Here is a 9,631-nt window from a genome sequence, read left to right as displayed (position 1 = left end):
GCAACCTTGCCAAGGTTGAGGTCGCGAGTTCGAGACTCGTCTCCCGCTCCAAATTCAGATTCGCAGCGTTTTCTGAAAATTCTGCGAATCATTAAAAAGGGCCTGCGGGCCCTTTTTTCATGCCCGCTCGATCCGCAAACATGCCGCGCATCGCGGTACATTGCCGGGCATGCCGCACTCCCGTACCCCCGCTTTCAATCCATTGCTTGCCGTGTTGTCCGGCCTATCCCTGGCCGCGGGCGTTATCGCGGGCATTGCCGGCCTCGCCACGAACTCCTCGGGCGGCCTGTTCCCTAACCTGGCTTTGGCGCTGGGGTTGATGGGGCTGGGCCTGGGCAACGCCGTTTCGTTCCTCTGCAATCTGCTGGCCTGGCGGCTGGGCGCGCGCTTGCGGTGGCTGCGGATCGCGCTGATCATCCAAGTCCTGCCCACCATCGCCTTTGCCGCCATCGCATGCAAGGCCGTCTGGGACAACTGGCAGGACCGCCGCAGCCTCCAGCAACGCGGCGCCGTCTGGAACGCGGTGCGTAGCGACGACGTCGCCGCCCTGACCTTGGCGCGGCAATCCTGCGGCACGGCATGCCGCGAAGGAATCACCGACCAGGGCCTGCTGATGCACGCGACAATGGCACGCGCCCATCAAGTGGCCGGCCATCTGATCGCGCAAGGCGCGACCGTCAGCGCCAGCCTGACCGCGCCCTCCATGGACCTGCACACCTGCGAAGGCCGGTACCTGCCGGCGCTTTCCGCCTTGAGCGTCGCGGTCGCGCAGCGCGACGACGCGCTCGTGGCACTGCTGCTGCCCGCAAGCGACATGGCGGCGCGGCGCGAGGCCATGTGGACGGCGGCGACGCTCGACCGCCTGGACACCGTGAAGACGCTTGCCGCCAACGGCGTGCCGCTGACCTTGCGCGGCAAGACCCTGGACCAGAACGACACCCTGCTCGTGGCGGCCGCAAGCGGCGCCGCGACGACAGTCGGCCGATGGCTCATCGACACGCAGGGCTTGCCGGTAGACGCCATCGTCCACGGCCCCGATCCCTACCCCGGCACCGCCCCCATCGCCGCGTTGTCCGATTTCATGCGCGATACGCAATCGCCGCGCGCAACCGAGTTCCTGCGCCTGCTGCGCGCGCATGGCGCGGATCTGGACGCCCGGCCTCGCAACGGCGACTCCGCGCTTGAGGAGGCCGTGCGCATTGGCAGAAAGCCGGTCGCGGCCCAACTGATCGACGCGGGCGCGGACCCAGCCCGCTTGCCGCCTGCGGCGCGAACGCGCCTGGCCGAGCTGCTGGCCGGCCCGGACGAGCCAGTGTTTCCCAAGCGCCGGACCGATTGCGTTCCTCCCTGAGTTGCCGGATATCAAACCTTCGGCAGACTCGGGCGCGAGCCGGGGCACAACCCTCGCGCCGCTGGGCATAATCGATGGTCTTCCCGGCCGCGCGTGACGCACCCTCGGCCAATCCCCCAAGGAGGCCTGCGCCATGATGGGAATCAGCCGCGCGGTGTTGCTGCACCGCTTGAAAACCGCCAGCTACGCGATCGGCTCCGTCGTACTGATCAGCTGGGTCACCGATGCGCTGAACGAAGGGCTCATGTTCAAGCCCGTGCTGCGCTACTTCTATCCGGCCGCGGTTGAAAACTACCTGCACCCGTTCACGGACCGCCCCAGCCTGATGATCTGGCTGATGCCCTTGCTGTTGGCGTTGCTGCTGATGTTCGTATCATCGATGATGACCGTGCATCACCTCAAACGGCGCGTCCTTTACCGCATGAGCCCACCGGTCGCTTCTCCGAAACCGGACCACCTGATCACGCTTGCGGCCGGCGACCAGACGTTGCGCGACCTCCCGTATGGCGCGCGAGGCCCCACGCTGCACGCGCTGTACCGGCAAGCCGACGACCTGACGCCGCTGGAAGCCGCGTGCGCCGCCGCCGGCATCACGCTGCATGCGCGCCCCCTGCCCAATACCGGGGACATCCGCCAGCTGACCCTGCGGCTTGACCGGATCCTCTCGCAGATACGCCGCAAGGCGGGCCCTGCCGCGAGCATTGCATTCGATCTGAGCAGCCTGTCGCCCGAACTGGCCAGCGCGGCCACGATCGCGTGCCTGGAAAACAGCGTGATGCTGTGCTATCTGGACACGCAAAAGCAACTGCGCGCGCACCGCGTCATCGGTGAAATAAGCGATTGAGGGCACGGTCCCAATCATGGAATCCGGGCCCGCCCCCATCACCCGCGTGCAAACTTTTAAAATTTCTGTATACTTCCGCCTCTCTTGCAAAGAACAACGTTTCGGGTTGCACAAATCCAGATGTTTTCAGCGCGGGAAAATGCGGGAGTAGCTCAGTTGGTAGAGCGCAACCTTGCCAAGGTTGAGGTCGCGAGTTCGAGACTCGTCTCCCGCTCCACATTCAAAAAGGCCCAGACTTCGGTCTGGGCCTTTTGCTTTGTGTGCGGGTTTAGCAATAGCGGATTTAGCAACGAGGACATAGGCGATGGACAGCGTATTAATCCTGCTGATGGTGGCCTTGGCATGGCAAGTGCTGCGCGTGCGCTACCAGCGCGCGCGCATCGCCTTGCTGGGGCGGCATTTGGGCGGCTTGCAGCTTGAGCGTCACATGGAAACGCTGACGCAAGGCTACTCCCGCGCCATTCGCGAAGAAACCGAATCGCGCCAGCTGCAGGTGCTGGAAACGTTTGCCCAGACCGAACGCGCCATGGCATCACAGGCGAACTCGCTGGCCAACGCGATGCAAAAGGAAAGCCCGCAGGCCACTCGCTTATCCACGCTCTCGCTTTGCGTGCCGTACATCGAACGCTTTGTTCCTGCGGCAACCCGGGATTTTCGTGAACTGCTGCACATCCACGCAGCCGGCCTGCGTCACGTCGTGGACAACGAAGATCACCTGGACGCGAAAGCCCGCGCATTCCAGCTCTCGGCGGAGCTATATCTGCTGCAGCACAGCTGCCATTGGTTCTGCAAATCTCGCGCAGTGGCCGATGCGCGATTGATGCTGCGGCATCAGGTCAACCATCAAAAAGTGCTGGAATCGGTATCTGCGGCGACCCGCTACGCCTATCAGCAATGGCAGCGTGGCGACAAACACTAATTCCGCCCGCCCCTTTTTCCACACAAGCCAAAATTTTCGTGTATAATTGCTGTCTTTGGTGGAGACGGGTTCAGAGATAACTTCAAACAACCCACCAAGCAGAGAGCAAGCAAAAAGCTTCTGCGGACCTTCACCAAACATGCAGCAATGCATGCAGTACTGAAAAATGCGGTACTGAAATAGGTACCAAGCATTAAGTACCAAGCAATACAGCAGTACAAAGCGGGAGTAGCTCAGTTGGTAGAGCGCAACCTTGCCAAGGTTGAGGTCGCGAGTTCGAGACTCGTCTCCCGCTCCAAATTATGATCTACAGACTTCTACTGACGTCTGTAAGTCATTGAAAAAAGGGGCTTCGGCCCCTTTTTCCATTCCAGCGAGCGCCACGGAAATCCACCCACAGCTACCGTTTTTGAGTGACCAATTGAGGCACAAGAATACGGTTGGGACGGCTACCGGATAGTTGCTGGGGCTGAGCGGGAACCATGACGAGCATTAGGCCTAAGTCATAACTTAGGAGCCTCGAAATGGCACTCTCTGATCTGACAGTCCGGCAGGCAAGAACCACCGGCAAGCGCTACACCCTCTCCGATAACGACTGCCTGGGCCTGATGGTCTCTGCCGCAGGCGGCAAGTCGTGGATCTTCCGATACTACTGGCTGGGCAAGCAAAAGCGCATGTCCCTGGGTGGCTATCCCGCCCTCAGTCTGCGCGAGGCCCGCGCCGAGCGGGACAAGGCTCAGGTTCTGCTCGCCAAGGGCATTGATCCCCAAATCGAACGCGACCAGCGCCGGCACGCGGCCAAGCTGGCGGGCGAATACACCTTCAAGAACGTCTTCGATGCTTGGGTCGAGCATCGCCGCAAGGAACTCAAGGAAGGCCGTCAGAGCACGCTTTCGCAGATCCTGCGCATCTTCAACAAGGACGTGCTGCCTACCCTGGGGAAGATGTCGATCTACGACATTCGACGGCCCCAGCTCGTGGGCGTCGTGGCGGCGATCGAGAAACGCAAGGCGTTCACCACCGCCGAGAAGGTCCGCACCTGGTTCAACCAGATGTTCCGCTATGCCCTGGTCATCGCCGAAGGGCTGGAAGTCAATCCGGCCGCGGACCTGGACGTGGTGGCCGAGCCCAAGCCCCCGGTGGCCCACAACCCCTATCTGCACCTGCCCGAGCTGCCCGAGTTCCTTCAGAAGCTCCGGCGCTACAACCCCCGGGGCTGGCAGACCCAGCTTGGCGTCCGGCTGCTGTTCCTGACGGGGGTGCGCACGGGCGAGTTGCGCCTGGCCGAGCCTGAGCAATTCGACCTCGACCGCGGCTTGTGGATCATCCCGCCGCAGGTCGTCAAGCAACTCCAGGACGAAATGCGCAAGGCCGGCAAGCGGCCGCAGGACGTGCCGCCCTACATCGTGCCCCTGTCCCTGCAGGCCATCGAGATCGTGCGCTATCTCCTGGGCGTGATGCGTCCAGCGCAGAAGTACCTGCTGTCGCATCGCAGCGAACTCAAGAAGCGCATCAGCGAGAACACCCTCAACAAGGCCGTGCAGCTCATGGGCTACGAGGGGCGCCTGACCGGCCACGGCATCCGCGGCACCATCTCGACCGCGCTCAACGAGATCGGATACCCGAAGATTTGGGTGGACGCTCAGCTTTCGCACTCCGACCCCAACAAGGTGAGTTCGGCCTACAACCACGCCAAGTACGTGGAGCCTCGGCGTCGCATGATGCAGGACTGGGCAGACCGTCTTGACCTGCTCGAACAGGGTGAAGTCGAAGCCGCGAGCGCGCATCTGACCATCCGTATCGACGGGGTGCCGGCAATGGCGGAAGTGGAGGAAGTGGTGGGCGCGGTCTCCACGACTGCTGAGCCTGTTGTCCCCGGCGTGCCGCCCGTGGTGGCCACGCCTATCGTCGTGACCCCCAACAGCGGCGGAATCATGTTCCAGCGGCTGTCGCAGGTGCCGCCGCCTCCGGTGCATGCCCCGGAGCCGGAAGTCTCCGCGATCCAGCGCGAGCGCGAGGAAATGCTGGCCATCTACGAGTCGCCGAACAATCTGCCGGTCCCGCTGTTCGGCAAGCTGGCCGGGAAGTCCAAGGACCAGATCAACCGCGAGCTGAAGGCGGGCAAGCTGCTGTCGATCAGCCTGGGCAACCGGGGGCAGCGGGTTCCCGACTGGCAACTGGTGCCGCTCAAGCACAAGCTGGCCCAAGTGCTCATGAACCAATGCCCGCACGCCGATTCGTGGGACCTGTACCGCATGCTGACCCAGCCTCACCCCGACCTGGGTGATCGTGCGGCCATTGATGCGGTCACGCCAACGAACGTGCCCGCAATCATCCGGGTTCTCATGGGCGACTACCAGCACCATGCGGATGTGCCCGAGGCCGTTGCCCCGCGGCCCATCCCCGAGGACGTGCGGCAGAGCGTCCGCCGACTGGTGGACAGCGCAGCGGTGCTTGAAGGGGTCTAGTCCGGTCTAGTCCCATGCTGCAACCTATGGCCGGGATGAGACGGCTCCGGCCTATAGGAGTGCCTGCTACAGGGCGCCTGCCTCGGCGATCTGCAGCGCCCTGCGCTCGAAACGCTTGGCAGCAGAATCTGCTTGCGCGTGGGGCCGTTGGAGGTACGTCACGATCTCATAGGGGCCATCGGCGAGCGGTCGCATGCTTACCCCCCATTGATGGGCACGCTCGATGCGCGATTGCGCGCATACGCCGATGCCGTAGCCGGCTGAAACCCACAGCGCCATCATCTCGAATGAAGTTGCAGGCAGGATGTTCTCTTGGTCCACTGGCATCAGGGAGGCCAACCTCTCGTCCAGCAAGGGACAAGCCTCCGCCTGCCAGCGATAGATTGGATAGTCCTGAAGATCGGAGATGGTGAGCTTCGCCTGATCAACCAAACGGAACCGCGGTGGTATCGCGACGGCCATGCTTTCGCACCACAGCCTCCGGCTACTCGTCAGGTGATCCCCCGCACTGCTAAGAGATAGCCCCGCGTCGTAGCGGCCCTCATGCAGGCCCGTTACCAGCTCTTGATCCGAAACTTCACGCACGGCGATCGCGACACCCGGCTCGTGCGCTCGCTGCAGTGCAAGCAGCGCCGACAGCCGTGAAGACGGCACACCTGGCGCTATGGCGAGTGTGAAATTCGGGGACGGTCTGATGGCGTTGTGCATGGATGCCCCCAAGAGGCAACGGGATCGAAAAGAGCAGCCGACATCATACTCAAGAGATATCTTTAACGTGGTTAAAGATCAGTGATTCCATGACGCTTCTGCGAATGCAGAAGCGCACTATTCGGCCTGGACGGCCCGCCGGAGTAACCACCTATGAGTCCGCACCGGCGTTGGCGTTCGGGCAAGCGGTGCGAGCCGCTCGCCTGGCTCAGGGGATTGCTCAGGATGAGTTCGCGGGCTTGGCGGGGATCGCGCGCTCGCACATGGGCAAGATTGAGCGCGGCGAGCACATGCCGACACTCGCTCTCATTCTAAAAATTTCCCTGGCTCTCAAGATCAGCTCGGCCGAACTGATGACGGCCACGGAGCGCAACCTCTACCTTCAGGGCGATGCGTGACGCCGGGTGTGGCGCAGGCGCCGTAGCTAATCGCTCTTTGGCGAACGCAAACGCTCGATGAAGCGCTCTACGGGAACGGATAGTCCGCTACCGCCTTCGGGCCGAAGCAGGTAGGTGATGATGACGGCCGAATCGAGCGCCAACGGCCGGATCACCACGTCGGGACGTTGGCATACCGCGATTCGGGTCGCCGTTGCGAAGCCGATGCCGTAACCAGCTCCGACCAACGTGAGCATCATGTCCAGCGACGAGACATGCTCAACGATGGTGGACTCGCGCTCCAGGGGATGTAGCAGCCGGGTCAATTCGCGGCAGTAGCCCTCGCAAAGCTGCGGATCGCACATCACCAGCGGGTAACTCACGAGTTCACGTAGCGACACTTCCTTGTGGGCCAGCAACGGGTGCCGGATCGGCAAGGTCACCACCAGCGGGTCCTGCCAGATGGGCTCCGTCACCAGTCCGTCGCCGACGTCCGCAGTGTGTGCGAAACCGATCGCGAAGTCGCCGGATCGCAGCCCCCGCAACTGTTCCGCCAGGGTGACCTCGGAGAGCCGTATTTCGATCTCCGGCTCCTCCTGGCGGCACAGGGCAAGAAGTGCAGACAGCCGCGGGTCGATGGCGCCATCGGAGATGGCGATGCGCACGCTGCCTCTTAGGCCTGCGGCGATCGCCCTGACGTTTTCTCGTGCCTGCTCCAGGTTGGTGAACAGCCGGCGAATGTCCTGAAGGAAGGTGGTACCCGCTGGCGTCAACCGCGTTCCCCGCCGATCGCGGTCAAAGAGCAGCACCCCCAGTTCGTCTTCCAATTCCTTGATCGTGCGGGACAGCGGCGGCTGCTCGATGTGCAAGCGCTCCGCAGCACGGGTGAAATGCAGCTCTTCGGCGAGAGCCACGAAGCAGCGCAAATGACGAAGTTCCATGGGCACGTCCTTCAGCAATCCTGGTCATTGGGTTGGCCACGGCGCATTGCTGCCGAAGTGCGCTTAGAGGGGGCGACGTAGTGCTGGGTCCCTCTTCAGGGCGAGGAAAAAGGCCATCGGTGTATCTGAATAAGAATACATATGTTCATGTATTAACTCAAGTCAAGGGCGGTAGCAACTGTTTCGGAACGTGACGCCGAAGCCAACCCGCTCAATGCTTGAGCGGCTAAGGCAGTACTGACGCCAAAGTAGCGCGAGCCCACAGAGGGGCTCGCGAGATGTAGGACTGAAGGCGCTCTGCCTTCATGGAAAGGCCCAAATCAGGCCGGGTTGATTTCCAACGAGCCACGGTTGATCTGGTCGCGTTCCATCGACTCGAACAAGGCACCGAAGTTTCCTTCGCCGAAGCCCTCGCGGTAGTTGCCCTTGCGCTCGATGAACTCGAAGAACACCGGGCCAAGCAGCGGCTCGGAGAATATCTGCAGCAGCAGGCGGGGCTGGCCGCCTTCGGTCGTGCCGTCGAGCAGAATGCCGCGCGCCTGCAACTCGGGCACGGGCTGGCCATGGCCGGGCAGGCGCTTTTCCAAGTTTGCGTAATAGATGTCGTTGGGGGCGGTCAGCAGCGGGATACCGGCCATCTGCACGCGGTCGAGCGCATCGAGTAGGTTGTCGCACAGCAGGGCGATGTGCTGGATGCCCTCGCCGCTGAACTGCATCAAGAATTCCTCAATCTGGCCGCCGCCCTGGCGTGCTTCCTCGTTCAGCGGGATGCGGATCAGGCCGTCCGGCGCGCTCATCGCCTTGGAGGCTAGGCCGGTGTACTCGCCGTTGATGTCGAAGTAGCGGATCTCTTGGAAGTTGAAGAACTTCGTGTAGAAGTCGGCCCAGTACTCCGACTCGCACAAGCGCAATCCCATGGACGTGTTCCGCGCGTCTGTCCAGAACTGGCCAGAGGTTGTGGAGTGCCATGCGCTGACCGGCGACATGGACTATCTGCTGCGGGTGGTCGTCATGGACATGGCTCACTACTCCCGCTTCGTGCTCGACACGCTGCTCAAGCACCCCAGCGTGCAGGACTGCAAGACCAGCTTCGTGCTGGATCGCGTAAAGAGCACCACGGCCTTGCCCCTATGAGCATTCGGCCGGTTGGTGTGGCGGGGATGCAAATAGCGATTGACCTTCCAACGGTGGCAAGGAGCACACTTCAAACACCCCAACCCGAAAGGAGTTTTCCATGCAATTCCATCTCGAAGACATGACCTGCGGCGGCTGCGCCCGCACTGTGACGAAAACGATCCAAATGATCGACCCCAACGCCAAGATCGTCACGGACCCGCCGACCCGCCGTGTCGAGGTCCAGACCTCGGCCTCGCAAGAGCAGATCGCCGCGGCCCTGAGCGAAGCTGGCTTCCCGCCGCGCGCGCAGTAACACCGCATCGTGGCCGGCATGCACACAGGACGGCCGATGCGAGCACGTGCGCTGCGCCGTACCTGGCGCGGCGCTCAGTGCATCCCAAGGTAGGCCGACCTTGGCCACAGGGCCATCGCCACCATCATCAGGTTCTCGGTCAGGGACACGAAGCCCAGCGGCACGTTGCTGTCCCCGCCCACGCAGGCGCACTTGAGTTCCCGGCGATCGACATAGACCGCCTTGAAAACCGACACGGCCCCGACGGTCCCGATGAACAGCGCCAACGGAATCGACACCCACATCCCCACGCCCGCGACCATCTGGACGCCTGCGATGGCCTCCGCGAACGGGTAGAAATAGGCATACCGAACCCAGCGCTTGGCCAGCAGGTCGTCGCGAAGCCGTCCACGTCCTTGAGCTTCTGCAGCGCCAGGAGGCACATGGCAAAGGCCACGAACCACTCTGCCGCCTGAATGCTCTAGACTTGGCCGAAGGCCGCCCAGCTCGCCGCCAGCGCCATTGCGGCCGCCGTGGCGAACAGCGCGATCACAGGGGTCTAGGTCACGGCGTTCTTGTCCTTCACGGACATGCCGAAGAATTTGCGTAGGTCGT

Annotated in this window: 9 protein-coding genes, 2 tRNA genes and 2 pseudogenes; 9 read left to right on the top strand and 4 right to left on the bottom strand. The window is 62.6% G+C overall.

Annotation, left to right across the window (positions count from 1 at the left end; translation table 11 throughout):
- The first annotated feature begins 169 nt into the window (after positions 1 to 169).
- From ACO6D5_RS28205 to ACO6D5_RS28180, 6 genes are all read left to right on the top strand, one after another.
- Positions 170 to 1,351 carry an ankyrin repeat domain-containing protein gene (locus ACO6D5_RS28205; protein WP_485827216.1) on the top strand — a complete coding sequence of 394 codons (1,182 nt, stop codon included), beginning with the start codon at positions 170 to 172 and terminating at the stop codon, positions 1,349 to 1,351.
- Positions 1,352 to 1,484: 133 nt separating this feature from the next.
- The gene (locus ACO6D5_RS28200) at positions 1,485 to 2,195 is read left to right on the top strand and encodes a hypothetical protein (RefSeq protein WP_485827215.1); all 711 of its coding nucleotides are present in this window, start codon (positions 1,485 to 1,487) and stop codon (positions 2,193 to 2,195) included.
- A 141-nt stretch (positions 2,196 to 2,336) separates the two neighbouring features.
- A tRNA-Gly gene (locus tag ACO6D5_RS28195) sits at positions 2,337 to 2,412 on the top strand.
- An 87-nt stretch (positions 2,413 to 2,499) separates the two neighbouring features.
- Complete coding sequence (locus tag ACO6D5_RS28190) at positions 2,500 to 3,114, top strand: hypothetical protein (protein ID WP_485827214.1); 615 nt, start codon at positions 2,500 to 2,502, stop codon at positions 3,112 to 3,114.
- 222 nt (positions 3,115 to 3,336) lie between these two features.
- A tRNA-Gly gene (locus ACO6D5_RS28185) sits at positions 3,337 to 3,412 on the top strand.
- Positions 3,413 to 3,638: 226 nt separating this feature from the next.
- Complete coding sequence (locus tag ACO6D5_RS28180; protein WP_012614046.1) at positions 3,639 to 5,582, top strand: tyrosine-type recombinase/integrase; 1,944 nt, start codon at positions 3,639 to 3,641, stop codon at positions 5,580 to 5,582.
- 66 nt (positions 5,583 to 5,648) lie between these two features.
- Here ACO6D5_RS28180 and ACO6D5_RS28175 read toward each other — a convergent pair whose 3' ends face one another.
- A complete protein-coding gene (locus ACO6D5_RS28175) occupies positions 5,649 to 6,290 on the bottom strand; it encodes a substrate-binding domain-containing protein (protein ID WP_012614047.1) in 642 nt (213 codons plus the stop codon).
- A gap of 89 nt (positions 6,291 to 6,379) precedes the next feature.
- Here ACO6D5_RS28175 and ACO6D5_RS28170 point away from each other — a divergent pair, with 89 nt between their 5' ends.
- On the top strand, positions 6,380 to 6,688 hold the full coding sequence (locus tag ACO6D5_RS28170; RefSeq protein WP_021205759.1) for a helix-turn-helix domain-containing protein: 309 nt from the start codon (positions 6,380 to 6,382) through the stop codon (positions 6,686 to 6,688).
- Between the two features lie 26 nt (positions 6,689 to 6,714).
- On the opposite strand, the gene ACO6D5_RS28165 is transcribed toward ACO6D5_RS28170, so the two are convergent.
- On the bottom strand, positions 6,715 to 7,608 hold the full coding sequence (locus ACO6D5_RS28165; RefSeq protein ID WP_003821171.1) for a LysR family transcriptional regulator: 894 nt from the start codon (positions 7,606 to 7,608) through the stop codon (positions 6,715 to 6,717).
- Positions 7,609 to 7,928: 320 nt separating this feature from the next.
- Positions 7,929 to 8,498 (bottom strand): annotated as a pseudogene (locus tag ACO6D5_RS28160) (4-hydroxyphenylpyruvate dioxygenase family protein); the annotation flags it as partial.
- Between ACO6D5_RS28160 and ACO6D5_RS28155 the strand changes: the two are divergent.
- Positions 8,494 to 8,742 (top strand): annotated as a pseudogene (locus tag ACO6D5_RS28155) (Lrp/AsnC ligand binding domain-containing protein); the annotation flags it as partial. The pseudogenes ACO6D5_RS28160 and ACO6D5_RS28155 sit on opposite strands and share 5 nt — an antisense overlap.
- A gap of 100 nt (positions 8,743 to 8,842) precedes the next feature.
- Complete coding sequence (locus ACO6D5_RS28150; RefSeq protein ID WP_012614049.1) at positions 8,843 to 9,037, top strand: heavy-metal-associated domain-containing protein; 195 nt, start codon at positions 8,843 to 8,845, stop codon at positions 9,035 to 9,037.
- Positions 9,038 to 9,111: 74 nt separating this feature from the next.
- Here the strand turns inward: ACO6D5_RS28150 and ACO6D5_RS28145 are convergent.
- A partial coding sequence (locus tag ACO6D5_RS28145; protein WP_485827213.1) for a MauE/DoxX family redox-associated membrane protein occupies positions 9,112 to 9,631 on the bottom strand: 520 nt, incomplete at its 5' end.

It is taken from the genome of Achromobacter sp., from assembly GCF_057314935.1.
This window is presented reverse-complemented; position numbering and strand designations above follow the sequence as displayed.

Coding starts and splice junctions, on each gene's coding strand:
- ACO6D5_RS28180 (WP_012614046.1), top strand. CDS start 3,639: ATGGCACTCTCTGATCTGACAGTCCGGCAGGCAAGAACCACCGGCAAG.
- ACO6D5_RS28165 (WP_003821171.1), bottom strand. CDS start 7,608: ATGGAACTTCGTCATTTGCGCTGCTTCGTGGCTCTCGCCGAAGAGCTG.
- ACO6D5_RS28150 (WP_012614049.1), top strand. CDS start 8,843: ATGCAATTCCATCTCGAAGACATGACCTGCGGCGGCTGCGCCCGCACT.
- ACO6D5_RS28190 (WP_485827214.1), top strand. CDS start 2,500: ATGGACAGCGTATTAATCCTGCTGATGGTGGCCTTGGCATGGCAAGTG.
- ACO6D5_RS28170 (WP_021205759.1), top strand. CDS start 6,380: ATGACGCTTCTGCGAATGCAGAAGCGCACTATTCGGCCTGGACGGCCC.
- ACO6D5_RS28175 (WP_012614047.1), bottom strand. CDS start 6,290: ATGCACAACGCCATCAGACCGTCCCCGAATTTCACACTCGCCATAGCG.
- ACO6D5_RS28200 (WP_485827215.1), top strand. CDS start 1,485: ATGATGGGAATCAGCCGCGCGGTGTTGCTGCACCGCTTGAAAACCGCC.
- ACO6D5_RS28205 (WP_485827216.1), top strand. CDS start 170: ATGCCGCACTCCCGTACCCCCGCTTTCAATCCATTGCTTGCCGTGTTG.